Below are 19560 nucleotides of genomic sequence, written 5' to 3'. Positions count from 1 at the left end.
CCCGCCCTGGATGAGCGCTGGATCGGGGTTTCCGGGGCGCAGACGCTCTATCGCTGGGCCGGCCGCACGGTCGCCTGCGCCACCGGCGGCGGGGTCGCGCTCGCCCAGTCGGCCGTCAACACCACCTCGCCGGACATGTTCCAGCCGAACGATTGGGCGCGCTTCGACGCGCTGTCCAAGCGCGCGCCTGCGCCGGTTCGGCGGCGACTGCTACCAGTATGGCCGCTTGGCACTGGGCGAGCTCGACCTGGTGGCCGAGGCCGACTTGAAGCCGTACGACTACCTGGCGCTCGTCCCGGTCATCGAGGGGGCCGGGGGTACGGTCACCGACTGGGCGGGCGGCTCGCTCGACCTGGACAGCGACGGCCGGGTTCTTGCGGCCGGTAGCGCCGCGCTGCATGCCGAGGCGCTCGGGATCCTTGGAGCCTGACCGCTTGTATTCTCGACCTTCGCCGCCCCGCCGGGACCACCGTCGAGACCAACGGCTGGAGCGCGGTGGCGCTCAGGCCCGATAGCGGCTGCGCCACAGCGCGGCCGAGTGGACCGCCGAACGCCACACCGCCACGAGGTGCTGCACGACCACCAATACCTGGCGCTCGGTCGTGCGCCCTGTTTGTTGCGCCTGGCGTCCGGGTCAGAACGGTCTCGCCGGCACTTGCCGCCGACCATCATCTCGTCGGCCCACGGCCGCGGCCAGCAGCGCATCACCCGGCGCCATCGGCAGCCGGATGATGTCGCCCATCCGCCAGGCCGTGGTCCGGGTGACACAACAAACGGCGTGACCTCCGTCTGCGTTGACCGATCCTGCGGCCCGGTGATCTGCTGTCAGCACCGACCTTAACCAGAAGGACGCTTAAAGGTCGGCCCGTCATGGCAATCACAGGGAGGCAAGCATGACCACGCGCCGGAACTTTCTCGTAGGTGCGAGCACGCTGGCTGGTATGAGCGTGCTCGGCGGCATGCCTCGGCTTGCTATGGCACTTCCCGAACCGGAGCCGATCCAGGCGGGGTATTTCCCCGTTCGTGGGGGCGGGGCCTGGTACCGCATGAACGGTGTCCGCCATTTCTCGGCGGGTAAGACGCCGCTCATCGTGATCCACGGTGGTCCGGGCTTCTCGCACCACTATCTGCTGCCGATCGTCGATCTGGCTGAGGACCGGCCCGTGATCTTCTACGATCAGCTGGATAGCGGGCATTCCGACCGCGTCAACGATCCGGACAACTGGACCGTCGCTCGCTTCGTGTCCGAGATCGACGATCTACGTGATCATCTCGGCCTGCACGAGGTGATCGTCCTGGGCAATTCGTGGGGCGGGACACTCACGGCCGAGTACGCGATCCGGCGTCCGGCCGGCTTGCAGGCCGCGATCCTGTCGAGCCCGCTGATCTCGACGCCGCGCTGGATCTCCGACAACAAGGAATACCGGTCGCAGCTCCCGAAGGACGTTCGTCAGACCCTCGACGAGAACGAGCCTGGCACCGATGCCTACCAGAACGCCTCTATGGTCTTCTACCGGCGGCACCTGAACCGCCAGGACCCGTGGCCGCCGCACTTGAACAAGTCGTTCGAGGTTCTCAACGGCGACCTGTACTCGACCATGTGGGGGCCGACCGAGTTCAACGCGACCGGAACCCTCAAGAACTACGACGCGACGGATCGGCTCTCGAAGATCGACGTGCCGTCTCTTTTCGTCTGCGGCGAATACGACGAGAGCACCCCGAGCGCGAACCGGGACTTCGCGTCCGAGGTCGCCGGCAGCGAGGTTCAGGTGATCGAAGGAGCGTCCCACACCGCGTTTCTGGAGAAGCGCGACCGTTTCATGACGGTCGTGCGCGACTTCATCGCGAACAACGTTAGCGAAGCGTAGGCAGATAGGGCCAGAGGGGCCTCTCCTCTGGCCCTTCCGGTTTGTCGACGCAACCAAAATACGTTTGCGATCGGGTCAGATTATCGCGCCGATCCAGTCTTTAACTCGGCCGGCGGATCGGTCGGGTGCACCGAAGCGAGGCGGCTGTTGGGCCCGTGACCGCCGCGTCGAGTTTGGCGAGGGGCTGCTTGCCCTCATCGCGTTGGTACGTGCCGTTGTCGCCTTCGTCGTGATCGCGTTTTTCAAAGAGGTCTCAATGATTCCTTAAAGGGTCTTGCTCTCTCGACCGGGTCGTTTTCGTCCGTTATACGTTTTAGAGCAACCGTTCGACTGACTATGAAAGGCAGACCCAAGAACCATGAGCGACCAGACCGACGTCGATACCTTCCCCGACACCACCCTTATCGAACTAACAGCGGGCGTGGTTCAGTCTTATCTGACCAACAACCAGATGCAACCGGATCAGGTCCCGCATCTGATGCAGCAGGTTCACGACAAGTTCGCCCATCTTCAGGCCGGTCAAGGAACCGCTGATACGTCGACGACCGCGGACACCTCGGAACCTCAGCACGAACCACCGGTCAAGCCACGGAACAGTGTGCGAAAGAACGATGTCGTTTGCCTAGAGTGCGGGAAGACGTTTCAGACGTTGAAACGGCACATCCGGACTGAGCACGGGATGGACGAGAGCGCCTACAAGGCCCGCTGGGATCTGCCGGCGTCGATGAAACTCGTCGCAAAGAGCTACAGCGAGAAGCGTTCGCAGATGGCGAAGGACCTTGGCCTTGGGGAGAACTCAGCAGGTCGGGGCCGGAAGAAGCAATAAACCCCCTCACGGGCCCTCGATGAAGCGGCGGATCAGCCGGGCGCGGGGTGATGGACACGGCGGCCTACCTGGATAAGGCGCTCGCCGGCTCCGTCGAGCGAGTAACCTTCCACAACCAGGACGGCAGACCGCGGGCCGAGCGCTTCGGGTCCACTTCCGCGCCCGGCGACAAGGTCATGCAGACCGACAACGACGAGGACAAAGAGGTCTGCAACGGCGACCTGGGGTTCGCGACGGCGGTCGATCCCGAGACGGCCGATTTCGCGGGCCGGGTGATCGTCTACGGGTTCGGGGAACTGGACGCGCGCGTGCCTGCGTACGCGATGACGATCCACAAGGCCCAGGGCTCCGAGTACCCGGCCGCTGTGATTCCCCTAACGACCCGGTACGACCCGATGCCGCGGCGGAACCTGCGCTATACCGGGATCACGCGGGCGCAGCGGCTTGGCGTGCTCGTCGGCCAGCGAAAGGCGGTCGCCATCGCGGCGAAGGGCGAGGGCGGCCGGAAGCGGTGGTCGCGGTTGGCCGGGTTGCTGCAACCGGTCCACACCAGCGATAAGGGCGGCGATCAAGGAACGGTCTGTCGGGGCAGGAATGGTCGAGGTTCGCGCGTTCGACGGTGACGATTGGCCCGCTGTATGGCGGATCGTCGAGCCGGTGTTCCGGGCCGGTCGAACCTACGCGGTGGCGACCGACGTGACCGAGGCCGAGGCCCACGCGTTCTGGGTGGAGAAGCCCGCCTCAACGTTCGTCGCCGCCGACCCCGATGGTCGGATCCTCGGGACCTATTTCCTGAAGCCGAACCATGCCGGCCCGGGCGATCACGTGGCGAACTGCGGCTACATCGTCGATACGGATGCTCGCGGGCGCGGGGTCGCGTCGACGATGTGCCGGCATTCGCTGCGGGAAGCCGCCGACCGCGGGTTCCGGGCGATGCAGTACAACCTGGTGGTCGCGACCAACGAGGCGGCGATCGCCGTCTGGCTCCGCGAAGGCTTCGAGATCGTCGGGACCCTGCCGGGGGCGTTTCGCCATCCGGACCACGGCTGCGTCGACGCTCACATCATGTTTCGGGCTTTGGCGCGATGATGGTTGACAACCGAACAACAGCACCCCCGGGTCAGCCGCGATTGATGCGTTTCCGACGCCCAGCGATAGAAGGCGACGGGCTCATACCGACACCCATCGGGAACAGGGAGCGCCGCATGGCTGACGAACTCTGCTGCCGCCATCGCTTAAGTTCGCCGCCACCACACCGGCGACTACGGCAACACGCCTTGACATTCTCCCAGCTACCGAGGCGGTGGTCTCGGCGGTGACCGTTCCAATGTCACGAGGTGGGTGGCTTCCATGAATTCGCTGAGCGACGCTACAATCACGTGGTGCATGCGTGCAGCACTTGGCTGAGCGAATGAGAAAAGCGGTCGTCACGACAGCAACCCGACCGATAGGACCGGCAGGTAGCTCACGAGCAATGTGACCGCAACCGAAGCCGCGTAGAACGGCACGAGCTCGCGCACGGTGTCGCCCACCTTGTTCTCCGCGATCGCGGTCGAGATGAACAGCGTCGTGCCGACCGGCGGGGTGTAGAGGCCGATCGACAAGGTCAGCACCATCATCACGCCCAGGTGGACCGGGTCGAGGCCGATCACCCCGGCGATCTCGACGAAGATCGGGGTCAGGAGCAGGATCGCCGCTGGCAGATCGACGAAGGTGCCGACGGCCAGCATCAGGACGATCATCGACAGGATCACGGCCCACGGGCTGCCTAGCGTGTCGAGCGCCCAGGCCGCCACCGACGCGGGCACATTCTCCAGCGCCAGGATCCATTGCGCCAATCCGGTCGCCATGATGATCAGCACCACCGCGCCCGTCATCACCCCGGCGGCGATCACCGCCTGGTAGGCGCTGGCGAGCGTGAAGTCGCGGTAGACCACGAGCTTGATAAGGATCGCGTAGGCCACGGCCATCACCGAGACTTCCGTCGGCGTGGCGATGCCGAAGCGCAGCGTACCGACGACGAACACCGGCATGAATAGCGCCGGCAGCGCCCACATGAGGTCGCGCGCAAACCCGCGCAGGCCGCCCGCAAGCGGCGAGGCCGGCAGGCCGCGCAGAACCGCCTGCAGGTAGATCAGCCCGAACAGCGTCAGCGCCAGCAGGATCGCCGGGACGATGCCGGCGATGAACAACTTCAGGATCGAGACCTCGGCGACCAGGCCGTAGATGATCAGCGGGATCGACGGCGGGATCAGCACCGACGCGGTCGCGGAGGAGGCGTTGATCGCGGCGGCGAATCCGGCCGGATAGCCCTCCTTCTTCTGCACCGGGATCAGCGCGTTGCCGATCGCGGTCGCGTCCGCCACGGCCGAGCCGGATACGCCGCCGAACATCAACGAGCCCAGGACCGACACCTGCCCCAGACCGCCGCGCATCCGGCCGACGATCAGTTTGGCGAAGTTGACCAGATAGGTCCCGAACTGGCCGGCCATCATCAGGTTGCCGGCCAGGATGAAGAACGGGATCGCCACCAGCGGAAAGCTCTGCGTCGGCGAGAACACGCGCTGGGCGAGCAGGCTCAGCGGCAGGTTACCGCCGAACGTGACCGCCAGGCCGCCGCCCAGCAGCAGGGCGTGCCCGACCGGGACCCCGATCATCAGGAACACCACGAACAGCGCGATCAGCAGGCTCGTCATACCGGGCTCCTTATTTGCCCGCGCCCGCGCCGGCGCGGTCTAGCTCGCGCCCCGGCCGCCCTGCGGCCCCTCGGCGACGGCGCGGACGCTGTTGGTCAGCGCGACGACGGCGAGGCAGCCGTAGCCGTAGATCAGGCCGGCGTAGCCGTAGGACCGGGGGATCTTGAGGATCGGGGAGACCTGGCTGTGGGCGGATTCCGCCATGGTCACCGCGGCGTCGACCACCGCGACCGAGAGCACCAGGACGACGGCGTTGATCAGGATCGCGAGCGCGATCTTCCACCAGCCGGGCAGCGCCCGCAGCAGCACGTCGACCGCGATCTGCTGCCCGCGCACACCGGCCAGAACCGCGCCCGCCAGCACCAGCCAGGGGAACGCCAGCTGCGGCAGTTCCTGGGTCCCGGAAATGCCGGAATCGAAGGCGTAGCGGAGCACCGCGTTCGCGAACAGGGTGACGAAGAGCGTCACCATCGTGACCAGCACGATCGCCTGCGCCGAGACGGAGATTACCGTCTCGACGCCGGCGGCCAGGCGGCCCACGGGCCGCCTGGTGCCATGGGCCGCGGACGCGGGGCGCCGGGCCGTGTCCGCCATTACTCGGCGGCCCGCTCAGCGGCGGCCCGCATCTGCGGCACGAGGTCGGGGAACTTCTTTGCCCACTTGTCGTAAACGCTGGCCGTGGCTTCCTTGAACGCCGCGGTGTCGACGTCGCAGAACGTCGCGCCCTCCTGCTTCAAGGTCTGCTGCAGACGGGCGTCCGCGCGCAGCGCCCGGCCACGCTGGTACCAGCCGGCATCCTCGGCCGCGGATCGCACGGCGTCCTGCTCGGAGGGGTTCAGGCTGTTCCACCACTCACGGCTGGCAATCAGCGGCGTGGTTTCGTACTTATGCCGCGTCATCGAGATGTACGGTGTAATCTCGTGCAGGTTCGCGGTGTAGATGTTGATCAGCGGGTTCTCCTGGCCCTGGAAGGTCCCCGCGCGCAGGGCGGAGGGCAGCTCGCTCCAGGCCAGCGGTTCCGGGTTCGCGCCCAGCGCGTTGAACATGTCGACCGTCATCTCCGACGGGGGCGTGCGGATGTCCATCCCTTCAATGTCGGCCGGCTCGTTGATGCACTTGCTTTTGTGGGTAACGTTGCGGATGCCGTTGTCCCACCAGGCGAGCACGATGTAGCCCTTTTCGGCCGCACGGTCGGCGATCTTGTCGCCGATCGGGCCATCGATGACCTGCCAGGCTTGGGGCAGGGACTCGAATAGGAAAGGCAGACCGAACAGAGCCGCCGACGGGACCACCTGGGCGAATGAGCCCTGGGAGTTCGCCGAGATCTGGATGTTGTTCGCGCCCACGGACGAGATCATCTCGTCGTCGTCGCCGAGTTGGGCGCAGCAGCGCACGGTGATGTCCACCGAGCCGTTGGTCCGCGCTTCCGCGAGATCGCGGAACATCAGCGCGGCCTGGTGGCGCGGGTTATCTTGTGCCGCGCCGTGGGCCATGATCGCCTGGGCGGCTGCGTCATCGGGCTGGAACGCCGCGGTTAGCAGCGTCGCGCCGACAACCGCGCCGAATGCGCGTTTCATGAGCATTTAGAACCTCCCAAAGGTTGCGTTTGTTTCAGGGTTTTTAGTCGCTGCCCGGTCGTTGATCAGCCGGGCTTGCGGCCGCCGACCCGCGGGCCGGCGGAAACCGTCGTGGGCCGTCAGGCGTTCTTCAAGACCTGAGCCACACGTTCGGCGATGCCTGCGCCATCGAGGCCGTAGTGCTGGTACAGATGCGTGGGTGGTCCCAGGACCGAGTAGGCGTCCGGCATGCCGATCGGGTGAAGGCGCGTGGCCATCCCGTTGAGCGCCAGCGTCTCCGCGACCGCGCTGGCAAAGCCCCCGGTGACGTTATGCTCTTCGGCGGTGAAGACGTGGCCGTGCCGGCCCGCCCGCGCCAGAACGGTCTCGGTATCGAGCGGCCGGATCGAGTAGCAGTCGACCACCGCCGCCTCGATGCCATGGTCCCGCGACAGTTGCTCCGCCGCATCGAGCGCGAAAGCGACCTCGATCCCGACGGCGAAGATGGTCGTGTCGCCGCCGTCGCGCAGGACGTTCGAGCCACCGATCCGGGCCTCGAAGGGCTGGTCGTACACCTGCTTTTCACGGCCGCGACCGGCGCGGAAGTAGAGCGGATGCGGGTGGTCGATCGTGCTGCGGATCAACGACCGGATCGCCGTGCCATCGCAGGGGGCCATCAGCGTCAGGTTCGGGATCGTGCGCAGCACCCCGATGTCTTCGCAGGAATGGTGCGAGGTGCCGTAGAAGCCCATGGCGATGCCCGAATGGGTGCCCACCATGCGCACCGGCAGATCGGTGTAGCAGATGTCGTTGCGGATGTTCTCGCAACCCATCAACGCCAGGAAAAAGGCGTAGTTGGAGATGAACGGCAGCGTCCCGGTGGTCGCCAGGCCGGCGGCCGCGGAGATCATGTTCCGCTCGGCGATGCCGAAGTTGAAGAAGCGGTCCGGATACCGTTCCGCGAAATCCTGCACCTGCGTCGGCCGGCCGAGGTCGGCGGTGCAGACCACAATATCGTCCCGGCCCTGCTCGGCCAGCTCGCAAAGCGTCCGGCCGGTGGTCAGCTGTTGCGACAGCGCCAGGGACAGCGGCATGTCCCAGGTCTTGGGATCGAAGTCCGGCTTGACCGTGCTGTCGGCCGGGATCTCGTTGGGATCGCGGCCCTGGGCGTAGACGTTGTTGGCGGCCATCAGTTCAGTCCCTTCTCGATCTCGGCGAGCGCTCGTTCCTTGTCCTTCGGCCCGAGGAAGCCGAGGTGCCACTGCCAGTAGCCTTCCATGAAGCTCACGCCCTTGCCGGCGACCGTATCCGCCAGCACAACCGTCGGCCGTCCGTCCGGGCGGTTGAGCGCGTCGTTCAGGGCGTTGCTCACCTGATCCAGGTCGTGGCCGTCGGCGAGCGGGATGACGCGCCATCCGAAGGCCTGCCATTTGTCGGCCAAAGGTCGCGTGTCCATGATGTCGGCGGTGTAGCCGTCGGACCCGGCCTTGTTGATGTCGACGATGCCGACGAGGTTATCGAGCCCGAAGTTGGGCGCGCTGACCGCGGCCTCCCAGACCTGCCCCTCGGTCATCTCGCCGTCGCCCATCAGGCAGATCGCGCGCGCGGGCGAGCCGTTGCGTTTGGCCCCCAGCGCCATCCCGACGGAAACCGAGAGGTTGTGGCCGATCGACCCTGACGAGAAGTCGGCGCCGGGCACCTTCCGCATGTCCGGATGGTCGCCAAGAGGACTGTTCAGGCGGGTGTAGTTGTCCAGCCACGACCGGTCGAAGAATCCCAGGTCCGCGAGCACGGGATAGAGGGCGATCGCGGCGTGCCCCTTGCCCATGGTGAAGCGGTCGCGGTCTTCCCAGGTCGGCGCGTCCGGGCGGACGTGCATCAGCTGGTAGTACAGAACGGCGAGAATTTCGGCGATCGAGAAGGCCGAGCCGTAGTGGCCGGAGCCGCAGACGTCGGTCTGCTCGACCACGTCGCGGCGGATCATCTTCGCCTTCTCGGCCAGGATGGATTTGTCCACGTTGCGAACGTCGCGGCTCATCGCGCAGGCTCCCGGGTCGGCTTGTCAGTGGATGTGCATGCCGCCGTTGACGTCGATCACCGCGCCGGTGACGTAGGCGGCAAGCTCGGAGGCCAGAAAGACACAGGCGCCGGCAACGTCCGAAGGCTGACCGACGCGCTTGAGCGGGATGCCTTCGCAGATGTCTTCCTTGCGCTCGTCGGTTAAGGCGCCGCCTGTGATGTCGGTCTCGATCAGCCCGGGGCAGATCGCGTTCACGCGAATGCCGTCGGGACCCAATTCGCGGGCCATGTTGCGCATCAGCCCGAGGACACCTGCCTTCGCGGCGGAGTAATGTGGACCGCCGAAGATGCCGCCGCCACGCTGGGCCGATACGCTCGACATGCACACGATCGTGCCGCGTCCCCGCTCGCGCATCCCCGGGATCACGGCCTGCGACAGCTGCAATGTGCCGCGCAGATTGACGTCCGTGACGGCGTCGTACTCCGCGGGCCCGATGTCCATGATCTTCAGCGGCTGGGTGATGCCGGCGTTGTTGACCAGGATATCGACGGGTCCGAGACGCTCTTCCACCCGCGCGATGGCCGCTCGGCACTGGTCGGCGTCGGTGACGTCGCACGCCACACCGGTGTGGCCGTCGCCCAGACTATCCGCCGCCTGCTGCGCCGCTTCGGCGTCGAGGTCGAGCACGGCGATCCGGGCGCCCTGGTCGGCCATGGCGCGGGCGATCGCGAGACCGATACCGCGCTTGGATGCCGCGCCGCTTATTGCGGCGACCTTGCCCTTGAGCATTTGGCTCCCCCTTCGATGCTCTCGCTTCTCGGGGTGCGATCCTTTGCTGACCGCTTGGCGCCCGCCGGTTTCGGCTGTGGCGCTTCGATTTTCCGAGCGTGAAGACGACGCCGGGGCATGGACAAGCGGAATGTTTTGCTGATTTGATGAATCAAGTTCATCAATGAGGGGCGCTGAATGGCGCTGAGGCCGACCATGCGCGGGCTCACCGCGTTCGAAGCGGTGATGCGCACTGGAACGTTCGCGGCGGCCGCGGACGAGTTGAACCTGACAGCGTCGGCCGTGTCTTACCGGATCAAGGCGCTCGAGGAGTTTCTCGGGGTCGCGTTGTTCAGCCGCGTCCACCGCCATGCACGACCGACCGACGCCGGCCAGCATTACTACCGGCACATCGGCCGGGCTTTCGAGGAGATCGAACGGGCAACCCGCGACATCATGGCGACCGGGCGGCACGACATCCTGTTCGTGCATTCCGCGCCGACCTTCGCCACGCAGTGGCTGATGCCACGGCTCAGCAACTTCTTCATCGACAACCCGGATCTTGATGTCCGCGTCACGGCCACGCCGGAGCCGGCCGATCCGGAACGCGACGACATCGACATCGACATCCGGTATGGCCGCCGGCACAGGCCGGGCATGATCGCGACGCCGCTGTGCCGGGAAACCGTGCTGCCTTTGGCGAGCTCAGAGATCAGCCGTCCATACGATGGCGACGTCATGGCCACGCTACGGCAAATGACCCTGATTCACTCGACTCAATGCCTGGTGCAGTGGCGGGACTGGCTGGCTCAGTACGCCCCGAAGAGCGATCTGGCGTTGGTGCGCGGGCCCAAGTTCGACCGGTCGTTTCTGTCGATCGGCACGGCGCGGGAGGGGCTCGGCGTGTGCCTTGAGAGTTCGCTCCTCGCTTATCCCGAACTGGCGCGCGGGCAGTTGTACCCAGTAGCGGGCGTGCGCGGCATCGAGATTGTCGGGCATTATCTGGCCGTGCCACGCGCCAAGCTGGACTCGGCGAAGGTTGCGCGGTTCCGCGCATGGCTTCGGGACGAACTGGACAAAGCGGGCGACTGGATCACGCCGCTGCTGGACCATTAGTCCGTAAGGGGCCAGCACAAGATTCGTTGATCTTCGAGAATTCCGTCCGGCAGGTAGGTTGTGGGTGTGTGTGCCCCTGGGCGCCTCCGGTATCCATACGTTGACCTGAAATCCTCGTGAGTGGTGTCAGGAGGTAGCCGTCGGCTGGCGAAGCTTGGCGTGCGTGTCGCGAACGATGATACCGGCCAGGGATCCGGGCGCGTCGCACCGTATGCGCAGGGCGGCCGCGTCCATGGACGTGGCGTAGGCGCTTTGGGAAAGTCGGCCGCCGCAACGACCGCCACGATGCCCGCCGCGCGGCTTATGCGGCTGTCTGCACGCGCCCCTCGTCCCGGCCTCCGCGGACCCCGGCGGGCTCGCCCACGGCCGTGCGGGCGGCCGCGACCACCGCGCGCACGGTCGCCCGCAGGCCGTCGATCTCGCCGCTCGCCAAGGTTTCGCTCGCGCCCAGCGCCGCGGCGGTGCCGGCGGGCAGGTCGGCGCTGACGCTCGTGCGCTCGGCGAGGTCGAGGGCGTCCTGCTCGTCGAGCCCGTCAACCTCGACGTCCGGGTCGCGCATCAGCGCGATGGCGCGTACGGCCGCCGCCGCGGCCGCCCGGAGCGGATCCACGGCTTCCGCCTCGAAGCCGCCGCCGGTCAGGTGCTCGGCCATGCGCACCTTCCGGTCCGCCATAGTTGGCGTAGGCCGGCATTTTGACGTCGTGGTCGATCGTCGGGTGCGTCCTGGTCGATCCACTGTTGGCCAGCAGGCAGCTGTGAAGTAAGTGTTCCTTATGCATACGGTCATGCCGGTCTGGCCGGCGCTGCTTGCCGGGCTCACTTATGTCGTCACGCCCGGACCCGGCTTCCTGGCCATGCTTTCGTGCGTGTCGGTCAAGCCGCTGGTGGCCGGCGTGCGTTTCGCCGGCGGGCTGCTGGTCGGCAGCGCCGCCTGGCTGGTGGTCACCCTGATGGCCTTCGCGGGGGCGGGATCGCTGCCCGCCGGCGCGCTCGACGCCCTCGGGATCGCCTGCGCGCTATACCTTGCCTACCTGGGCACCGGTCTGATCGTTATGTCCGCGCGCGGTCGCGCCGCCCCGACGCTCACGCGACCGCTGCGCGAGGGGCTGGCGCTGTCGTTGACGAACCCGAAGGCCTATCCCGTGTTGACGGCGGTATTCGGCGGTTTCGTTCTGGCAGACAGCGGGATTCAAGGTGTCGGGCATGCCGTCGGGATTGTTTTCTGGGGCGTTCTCGGGTTCACGGCGGGATACGCGCTGATGCTCGGGGCCAGCCGTGCGTTGGTGGTCCGGACTTTCTACAAAGCGCACTTTCGTCCTGTGTCCGTCGTCTTCGGCTTGGTCTTCTGGCTGTTCGCGGCGGAAATCCTTCTCGACACCGCGTTGCGCCAGATCGTCTGACAGGGACGCCGGTTCAGCCGACCGATTGAGCGGGTGGACATTGGCGCGCTTGCCATGCCGCGCGCCTCGGCCATATTCTCCCAGACTAAACGCAGAATAGATATGAACAACGCGCCAGAGATGTGAAATGTCAAAGATTTACGTGCTGCATGAAAACGACGCGTGGACCGCGCCGCTGTTCGACGCGCTGGCGGACCGAAATCTGCCATACGAGGCGTGGCACCTCGCGGCGGGCAGTGTGGATCCGACACGCCCCCCGCCCGAGGGCGTGTTCTACAACCGGATGAGCGCGTCCGCCCACACTCGCGATCACCGCTACGCGCCCGAGCTGACGCAGCACGTCCTGCGCTGGCTCGAGGCGCACGGCCGGCGGGTCGTCAACGACAGCCGGGCGCTCGCGCTCGAGGTCAACAAGTTGGCGCAGTACGCGGCCCTGAACGCCGCCGGCGTGACCACGCCGCGCACGATCGGCGCGGTCGGTCGAGAGCAGGCGCTGAAAGCCGCGGAAGAGCTGGGCGAATGGCCGCTTATCCTGAAGCCGAACCGCGGCGGGGCCGGCGCCGGCGTGCTGCTGGTCGAGACCCGCGATCAGCTGGCCGCGATCCTGGACGATCCCGCGACGCCCGCGCCGCTCGACGGAACCTGGCTGGTCCAGGAATACGTGCAGGCCGACGAGCCCTGCATCACGCGCTGCGAGTTCATCGGCGGCCAGTTCTATTACGCCGTCCGCGTGGATACGCGCGACGGCTTCGAGCTGTGCCCGGCGGATGCGTGCGCGCTGCCGTCCGGCCGGGAGAAGTTCGAGATCCTGACCGGCTTCGACGACCCCGTCATTCCGCGTTACCGCGCGTTCCTGGCGGCCAACGGCATCGAGGTCGCCGGCATCGAGTTCGTGCGGCGGCCGGACGGGACGGCCGTGACCTACGACGTCAACACCAACACCAACTACAACGGCCGGGCGGAGGCCGCCGCCGGTGTGACGGCGATGGGGCGGCTGGCCGATGATCTGGGCGCGGAACTCGTCCGGATCCGCCAGGCGGCCTAAGGCCCGGCGGCTGTCGGGGTGGGTCGGCTTTGCGCGGACCTCGCGGTTCGGCCGTCTGGGTTGGTGGCCGCTGCTGTCACGCCTTTATGCAGGATCGAATGCGATAATCCCGGGTTACGTCCCTCCGCCGTGTCGTCTAACGTAATTGCCGGGCCGGCTTCGGCCGGGCGCCGTCGATCTGGGCGAAGGCACATCCCCGACGAACAACAACATCCCAGAAAACCGCAACGAGACAGGGTGAGAGACAATGAAGACCCGTATCCTGGCGGCGGCCACGGCGCTCGCCGCAAGCTTCGCCGTCGGCGCACCGGCCACGGCCGACACGCTGCAGAACGTGATGCAAAGCGGCACGCTGACCGTCGGCGTGAAAGCCGACTACAAACCTTACGGCTATCTGGATTCCGACGGCAACATCGTCGGCATCGAGCCGGACCTAGCGCAGGATGTCGCGGACACGCTCGGTGTCGAGCTGGAGCTGGTCGCGGTGGTCGCGTCCAACCGCATGCAGTTCCTGGACCAGGGCAAGATCGACGTGATGATCGCCACGATGACCGACACGGCCGAGCGCCGCGAGGTGGTGAACATCCTGAACCCGGACTACTATTCCTCCGGCACGAACATCATGGCGCGCAAGTCCACTGACTTCGAGACCTGGGACGACCTGGAGGGTGCGCCGGTGTGCGGCGTCCAGGGCGCGTTCTACAACCGCAAGACCTCCCAGGAGTTCGGCGCCGAGATCGTCGGCTTCACCGGCACCAGCGAGGCGCTGAACGCCCTACGCCAGGGCCGCTGCGCCGCGTTCGTCTACGACGACAGCTTCCTGAACTCGCGCCTGCAGGAAGACCAGTGGTCCGACTACAACATGCCACTGGAGACGATCGACGACGCGCCGTGGGGCGTCGCGGTCAAGCACGGCGAGGACGCGATGGCCCGCTTCATGTCCGGGATGGTCGTGCACTGGCACACCACCGGCCAGATCGTGGAGCTGGAGAAGAAGTACGGGATCGATCCGGTGCCGTTCACGCGCAAGATGCACGAGCGGTATCGCGGCTACATCCCCGAAGCCAAGAAGTAAGCGCCCTACGGTCCGGCGGCCCGCGTCCCGCGCCGCCGGACCGTCGCGCGTGTGTCGGGGTTGAAGGGCGGGGGAGCTTCCCAACCTGGGTGCCTTTGCCGGTGGGGCTGCGTGAACCGCGTGGCGGCCGGCCCGCGCTTGCTGCCCGGTTATCCGACCCTCCGACGCCTTCCGTCCGGGAGCGCTGATTCGTGCAGGAGATCTACGAATGGTTCCGCTGGCTCAACGAGGCCACCGGGATCAACCTGACGATCGTCTACGACAGTTACGACCGCGAGCGGATGATCGACGGGTTCGTCAACACGATCTACCTGTCGCTCGTCTGCCTCGGCTTCTCCGTGATCATCGGCATCGTCGGCGCGTGGCTGCAGGGCTCCCCGTTGAAATGGACACGCCGACTGGTCAACGGCTACATCCAGCTGTTCCGCAACACCCCGCCGCTGGTGCAGATGTACTTCTTCTTCTTCGCGCTGGGCAGTCTGATGCCGCGCGTGGAGAACGAGTGGGGGATCATGGAACCGATCCTCTCCAACTGGCACTGGGCGATTCTCTCGCTGTCCTTCTTCGCCGGCTCGTTCAACGTCGAGATTTTCCGCTCGGGTATCGAGGCGGTGCCGAAGGCGACCGTGGAGGCGGCCGAGGCGCTCGGCTACAACCGGCTGCAGACCTACGTCTACGTCGTGCTGCCGCTGGCGCTCAGGGTTTGCCTGCCGGCGCTCAACAACAACTTGGTCAACCTCGTCAAGACCACCACGCTCGCCTACGCGATCGCCGTTCCGGAGATGCTCTACGTCGCCAACCAGATCTGGTCGGACAGCTTGAACGTGCCCGAGATGATGACCTTCCTGCTGTTCGCCTACGTGCTGCTGGTAGGCCTGCTGGTCATGGTGATGAACAAGTGGGAGCGGTCGATGCGGCTGCCGGGGTTCGGCGCATGATGCGCGCGATCACGCCGTGGAGGCCGCGCGCCCATGGCTAAGCGGCACGACGTCTACGGTACGACCGACCTGCCCGTGCTCTTGCCGGCGGCCGAGCGGCTGAACCGGCAGGCCGCCGCCGAGCGCGTGCTGGGGGCGCCGAAGCTGCGCCTGCGGGCCTGGCACGGTCTTGCGCTCGCCGCCGTCATCGTGCTCTGGACCTCGTTCGTCTGGGCGCAGGCGGACGGTGCCGGGAACGAACAGCAGGAATCCGTCATCTCGGCGATCTGGCGCTGGCTGCCCGTGCTCTTGGGCGGCTTCGTCTTCAACATCGCCATCAGCTTCCTGTCCATGGGCATAGGCACGGTCGCCGGCACGCTACTCGGCATCATGCAGATCTCCCAGGTTTGGCCGGTGCGCGGCTCGAGTTGGCTGGTCACGCAGTTCTTCCGCAACGCGCCCTGGCTGGTGCTTCTGTTCTTCTGCATGTTCCTGCTGCCCTTCGAGTTCACGGTGTTCGGGGTGACGATCCCGTTCCCGGACTGGATCAAGGCGGTGATCGGCCTGGCGCTGCCGGTGATGGCGAACGTTTCGGAGATCGTCCGTGGGGCGATCCAGTCGATCCCCTCGGGCCAGTGGGAAGCGGCGCACTCGCTCGCCTTCTCGCGCTGGCAGATCCTCAGTCAGATCATCCTGCCGCAGTGCGTGAAGCGGATGCTACCGCCGTGGATGAACCTTTACGCGATCCTCACCATGGCGACGGTGCTCGCCTCCGTCGTCGGGGTGGGCGAGGTGATGACGCTCACCCAGCGGGTGCTCGCGGCGGAGAATCGCCCTGAGTTCCTGGTGCCATTCTACGGCTTTGTGATGCTGCTTTTCTTCGCCTATTGCTACCCGATCGCCCGCACCACGCAGAAGCTGGAGTTGCGTTATGCCGTCAAGCAGTAACGCCGCAGCGGCCCGGCACGCCGACGCGAACTGGACTCCCGATCAGCCGATCGTGGCGATCCGCAACGTGCATAAGAGCTTCGGCGACTTTGAGGTGCTGAGGGGCATCACCTTCGATGTCATGAAGGGAGACGTCATCTGCATCATCGGCGCCTCCGGCTCCGGCAAGTCGACGCTGCTGCGCTGCATCAATGCGCTGGTGCCGATCGACAGCGGCTCGATCAAGGTCGAGGGACAGGAGGTCCACCAGCCCAACCTGAACACGCTGGCGCTGCGCAAGAAGGTTGGCATGGTGTTCCAGCAGTTCAATCTGTTCCCGCACAAGACCGCTCTGCAGAACATCATGATGGCGCCGGTGCAGGTGCTGAAGCAGGACAAGGACGCGGTCCGCGAACGCGCGCGGCGGCTGCTCGCCAAGGTCCGGCTGGAGGGGAAGGAGGACGCCTATCCGGGCGAGCTGTCGGGCGGTCAGCAGCAGCGCGTCGCGATCGCCCGGTCGCTGGCTATGAACCCGGACGTGATGCTGTTCGACGAGGTCACGAGCGCCCTCGACCCGGAGACCGTGAACGAAGTGCTGTTGACCATCCGAGAGCTGGCCGAGGAAGGGATGACCTGCATGCTGGTGACCCACGAGATGGGCTTCGCCCGCGAGGTCGCCGACCACATGTACTTCACCGACCGGGGCATCATCGTCGAGCACGGCCCGCCCCAGGAGTTCTTCGCCAACCCCAAGGACGAACGCACCAAGGCGTTCCTAGGCCAGATTCTCTGAGGTCCGTCGTCTACTGGCGCGAGACCGCTGAAACGGGACGGGCCGTGTCGACGTTGCTGGTCTGGAAGGGGAGGTGGTTCAGGCTGCACACGAACTCCCAGACCGACCGGGCCTCGGGGGTGTGGAACTTGAGTTGAGCGTACATGACGATCTGAAGTTCCGGGGCCGCGAAGTTGTCGGCGAGTTGCCGCAGGCTCCCCGCGGCGATGTCGTCGGCGACTAGGCTGTAGGGAAGCCAGGCGATGCCGAGACCGGCCACGGCGAGCTGCTTCAGGCCGGTGGAGTACGCCGTTTCGCAGACGACCTCGACGTTGCGCGACATCACGAGTTCGCGCAGGCACGCCCGTTCGATGATCTGGCCCATGAAGCTGTCGCGCGGATGCGCCAGGAGCGGGACCGCGTCGTTTTGGTCTCCGGCCGCACCCATGCGGCCGGCGAGCTCGGGCGCGGCGACCGGCAGCAGTGTCTCGCCGCCCAGTTCCAGGCGCTTGGCGCCAGTGGTGGGCAGCGTGGCCGTGGTGTCCGGGGCCTCGTAGCAGACCAGGAAGTCGGCCTCGCCGCTGACGAAACGGGTCACGCACTCGGGTTTGTTACCGATGCGCATGCGGTAGGAGAGCCGCTGAACGTTCTCGCGGATCGCACCGATCAGCGCCGGGAAGACCGAGACCGTGAGGGCGTGCTGGGTTGCGAACACCACCCGTTTGCGCCCCTGTGCCGAGGCAAGCACGCGGCTGCGCAATTCGTAGAGCAGGTCGATCGTCTGGGCGATCTCGTCCCTGTTGTCGAGCACGTGCTGGTGCAGGCCGAACGGCCGCTGGTCGCGGTCGACCAGCGGAACCCCGAACCAGTGTTCGAGCGACTGAATTCTGCGGGAGAAGGCCGGCTGGGTAACGTTGCGTCGTTCCGCGGCCTTGGTGAACGAGCCCGTGTCAATCAGCGCCTGCAGATCCTCGAGCCATTTGACGTCCATGCCGGCACCTCGCGCTTGGATCATGCCCAACCTGCATGATCTGCGGATTACTATGCATTGGATCGCATGCAAATCGCACGCTTAACCTTCCACTTGGTCAAAGCCGCATGCAAAGCGGTACGCCTCAACCGGGTCGAAGGGATGGGCCGGCAACATGAGCATCGAGTACATCAAGACGGCCACGCGCACCGCATCCTCCGGGGAAAGCGATGTCCGCGATACCGTGGAACGGATGCTGACCGAAATTGAGCGCGGTGAACCGCCCCGAGCTTTCCGGAGGCTCCAACGTCTGGGAGACTGGAGCTTATGGGAAAGACCACAAACAGGAAGCCGTACCCGGCTGAGCTACGCGAGCGTGCTGTCCGGATGGTGCGCGAGCACGAGGGTGAGTATGCCTCGCGATGGGCGGCACTGACCTCGATCGCCGAGAAGGTCGGCTGCAATCCGGAGACGTTGCGCAACTGGTTGCGCCAGTCGGAGCGTGACGACGGTGCAGCCGCTGGGATGAGCCGCTCGGAGCAGGAGCGCGTCAAGGAACTGGAGCGGGAGGTCAAGGAACTCCGGCGGGCGAACGAGATCCTGCGCAAGGCGTCAGCGTATTTTGCCCAGGCGGAGCTCGACCGCCGAAACAAGCCATGATCGCGTTCATCGACGATCACCGCGAGGTCTACGGGGTCGAGCCGATCTGCCGACAGCTGCCGATCGCCCCGTCGACCTACCGTCTCCACGCCGCCCGGCGAGCGGCCCCGTCTACGGCGCCGCCGCGCATCCAACGCGATGCGCGGCTCCGCACCGAGATCCGCCGGGTCTGGGACGAGAACTTCCAGGTCTACGGCGCGCGCAAGGTCTGGCACCAGCTTCGCCGCGAGGGCTTCGAGGTCGCCCGCTGCACGGTCGAACGACTGATGCAGGAGATGGACCTGCAGGGCGCGGTGCGCGGCAAGGTCAAGCGCACGACGGTGAGCGACAAGGCTCAGCCGTGCCCGCGCGACCACGTGAACCGGGACTTCCAGTCGGCCCGGCCCAACGCTTTGTGGCTCTCCGACTTCACCTACGTGGCCACCTGGCACGGCTTCGCCTACGTGGCCTTCGTGATCGACGCGTTCGCGCGGAAGATCGTGGGCTGGCGGGCGTCACACAGCGCGGAGACCGGGTTCGTGTTGGATGCCCTGGAGCAGGCGCTCCATGCCCGTCAGCCGGTTTCAAACGGCCAGCTGGTGCATCACAGCGACAGGGGCGTTCAGTACGTCTCGATCAAGTACACCGAGCGGCTGCAGGACGCGGGCATTCAGCCGTCGGTGGGCAGCGTCGGCGACAGCTACGACAACGCCCTCGCGGAGACCGTGATCGGGCTGTACAAGACCGAGGTGATCCGCCGCCTGGGTCCCTGGCGCAGCCTGGAACAGCTGGAGCTGACGACCCTGGAGTGGGTCGACTGGTTCAACAATCGGCGCCTACTGGAACCCCTCGGCCATATCCCGCCGGCGGAGGCAGAGGCGAAATTTTTCGAGCTGGACGATCAGGCCGCCATGGCGGCCTGATCGTCCAACCACCGCAGCCTCCGAGAAACCCGGGACACCTCA

At 66.3% G+C, this 19560-nt stretch carries 21 protein-coding genes and 1 other annotated feature; of the genes, 13 read left to right on the top strand and 8 right to left on the bottom strand.

The features are described from left to right. Positions 1-10: 10 nt before the first annotated feature. The 5 genes from CKO28_RS29150 (at position 11) to CKO28_RS16575 (ending at position 3783) form a co-directional block, all read left to right on the top strand. Entirely contained in the window at positions 11-430 is a 420-nt protein-coding gene (locus CKO28_RS29150; RefSeq protein WP_338050157.1) for an inositol monophosphatase family protein, read from the top strand. Positions 431-893: 463 nt separating this feature from the next. Further along, a complete protein-coding gene (locus tag CKO28_RS16590) occupies positions 894-1868 on the top strand; it encodes a proline iminopeptidase-family hydrolase (protein WP_200341922.1) in 975 nt (324 codons plus the stop codon). Positions 1869-2226: 358 nt separating this feature from the next. Next, positions 2227-2694 carry a Ros/MucR family transcriptional regulator gene (locus tag CKO28_RS16585; RefSeq protein WP_200341921.1) on the top strand — a complete coding sequence of 156 codons (468 nt, stop codon included), beginning with the start codon at positions 2227-2229 and terminating at the stop codon, positions 2692-2694. A gap of 50 nt (positions 2695-2744) precedes the next feature. Further along, a complete protein-coding gene (locus CKO28_RS16580; protein WP_200341920.1) occupies positions 2745-3317 on the top strand; it encodes an ATP-binding domain-containing protein in 573 nt (190 codons plus the stop codon). After that, complete coding sequence (locus CKO28_RS16575) at positions 3289-3783, top strand: GNAT family N-acetyltransferase (RefSeq protein ID WP_200341919.1); 495 nt, start codon at positions 3289-3291, stop codon at positions 3781-3783. The genes CKO28_RS16580 and CKO28_RS16575 overlap by 29 nt, the downstream gene beginning before the upstream one ends. Before the next feature lie 338 nt (positions 3784-4121). Here CKO28_RS16575 and CKO28_RS16570 read toward each other — a convergent pair whose 3' ends face one another. The 6 genes from CKO28_RS16570 to CKO28_RS16545 form a co-directional block, all read right to left on the bottom strand. Next, positions 4122-5390, bottom strand: a complete 1269-nt coding sequence (locus tag CKO28_RS16570; protein ID WP_200341918.1) for a TRAP transporter large permease — start codon at positions 5388-5390, stop codon at positions 4122-4124. Positions 5391-5429: 39 nt separating this feature from the next. Continuing rightward, positions 5430-5930 carry a TRAP transporter small permease subunit gene (locus CKO28_RS16565; protein WP_200341917.1) on the bottom strand — a complete coding sequence of 167 codons (501 nt, stop codon included), beginning with the start codon at positions 5928-5930 and terminating at the stop codon, positions 5430-5432. Positions 5931-5983: 53 nt separating this feature from the next. Next, positions 5984-6967, bottom strand: a complete 984-nt coding sequence (locus CKO28_RS16560) for a TRAP transporter substrate-binding protein (protein WP_200341916.1) — start codon at positions 6965-6967, stop codon at positions 5984-5986. Positions 6968-7086: 119 nt separating this feature from the next. Then, positions 7087-8136 carry a transketolase family protein gene (locus tag CKO28_RS16555; RefSeq protein ID WP_200341915.1) on the bottom strand — a complete coding sequence of 350 codons (1050 nt, stop codon included), beginning with the start codon at positions 8134-8136 and terminating at the stop codon, positions 7087-7089. Next, positions 8136-8984 (bottom strand): transketolase, encoded by an 849-nt coding sequence (locus CKO28_RS16550; RefSeq protein ID WP_200341914.1) that lies wholly within the window; start codon positions 8982-8984, stop codon positions 8136-8138. The genes CKO28_RS16555 and CKO28_RS16550 overlap by 1 nt, the downstream gene beginning before the upstream one ends. Positions 8985-9008: 24 nt before the next feature. Then, on the bottom strand, positions 9009-9755 hold the full coding sequence (locus CKO28_RS16545) for an SDR family NAD(P)-dependent oxidoreductase (protein ID WP_200341913.1): 747 nt from the start codon (positions 9753-9755) through the stop codon (positions 9009-9011). Between the two features lie 177 nt (positions 9756-9932). On the opposite strand from CKO28_RS16545, the gene CKO28_RS16540 reads away from it, so the two are divergent. Further along, on the top strand, positions 9933-10850 hold the full coding sequence (locus CKO28_RS16540) for a LysR substrate-binding domain-containing protein (protein WP_200341912.1): 918 nt from the start codon (positions 9933-9935) through the stop codon (positions 10848-10850). 301 nt (positions 10851-11151) lie between these two features. On the opposite strand, the gene CKO28_RS16535 is transcribed toward CKO28_RS16540, so the two are convergent. Then, on the bottom strand, positions 11152-11502 hold the full coding sequence (locus CKO28_RS16535; RefSeq protein WP_200341911.1) for a hypothetical protein: 351 nt from the start codon (positions 11500-11502) through the stop codon (positions 11152-11154). 121 nt (positions 11503-11623) lie between these two features. On the opposite strand from CKO28_RS16535, the gene CKO28_RS16530 reads away from it, so the two are divergent. The 6 genes from CKO28_RS16530 (at position 11624) to CKO28_RS16505 (ending at position 17007) form a co-directional block, all read left to right on the top strand. Beyond that, a complete protein-coding gene (locus tag CKO28_RS16530) occupies positions 11624-12250 on the top strand; it encodes a LysE family translocator (protein ID WP_200341910.1) in 627 nt (208 codons plus the stop codon). A 127-nt stretch (positions 12251-12377) separates the two neighbouring features. Then, positions 12378-13295 (top strand): ATP-grasp domain-containing protein, encoded by a 918-nt coding sequence (locus tag CKO28_RS16525; RefSeq protein WP_200341909.1) that lies wholly within the window; start codon positions 12378-12380, stop codon positions 13293-13295. 247 nt (positions 13296-13542) lie between these two features. Continuing rightward, positions 13543-14370, top strand: coding sequence for a transporter substrate-binding domain-containing protein (locus CKO28_RS16520; RefSeq protein ID WP_200341908.1), 828 nt, complete (start codon positions 13543-13545; stop codon positions 14368-14370). Positions 14371-14561: 191 nt separating this feature from the next. After that, positions 14562-15308: an amino acid ABC transporter permease gene (locus tag CKO28_RS16515; RefSeq protein ID WP_338050155.1), complete on the top strand. Its 747-nt coding sequence runs from the start codon at positions 14562-14564 to the stop codon at positions 15306-15308. Between the two features lie 33 nt (positions 15309-15341). Beyond that, entirely contained in the window at positions 15342-16235 is an 894-nt protein-coding gene (locus CKO28_RS16510) for an amino acid ABC transporter permease (RefSeq protein ID WP_200341907.1), read from the top strand. After that, positions 16219-17007, top strand: a complete 789-nt coding sequence (locus tag CKO28_RS16505; protein WP_207168846.1) for an amino acid ABC transporter ATP-binding protein — start codon at positions 16219-16221, stop codon at positions 17005-17007. The genes CKO28_RS16510 and CKO28_RS16505 overlap by 17 nt, the downstream gene beginning before the upstream one ends. 10 nt (positions 17008-17017) lie before the next feature. Here CKO28_RS16505 and CKO28_RS16500 read toward each other — a convergent pair whose 3' ends face one another. Next, complete coding sequence (locus tag CKO28_RS16500) at positions 17018-17977, bottom strand: LysR family transcriptional regulator (protein ID WP_207168845.1); 960 nt, start codon at positions 17975-17977, stop codon at positions 17018-17020. A 306-nt stretch (positions 17978-18283) separates the two neighbouring features. Between CKO28_RS16500 and CKO28_RS16495 the strand changes: the two genes are divergently transcribed. Then, positions 18284-19518, top strand: a protein-coding gene (locus CKO28_RS16495; RefSeq protein ID WP_200341905.1) for an IS3 family transposase whose coding sequence is annotated in 2 segments (ribosomal slippage) — positions 18284-18578 and positions 18578-19518 — 1236 coding nt in all. Because the reading frame shifts where the segments join, the coding sequence is not laid out codon by codon here. Then, positions 18571-18687 (top strand) — a sequence feature (AL1L pseudoknot). (Overlaps the previous gene by 117 nt.) Positions 19519-19560 lie beyond the last annotated feature (42 nt).

Origin of the sequence: Rhodovibrio sodomensis (assembly GCF_016583645.1) — a bacterium.
Taxonomy (GTDB): Bacteria; Pseudomonadota; Alphaproteobacteria; order Kiloniellales; family Rhodovibrionaceae; genus Rhodovibrio; species Rhodovibrio sodomensis.
This window is presented reverse-complemented; position numbering and strand designations above follow the sequence as displayed.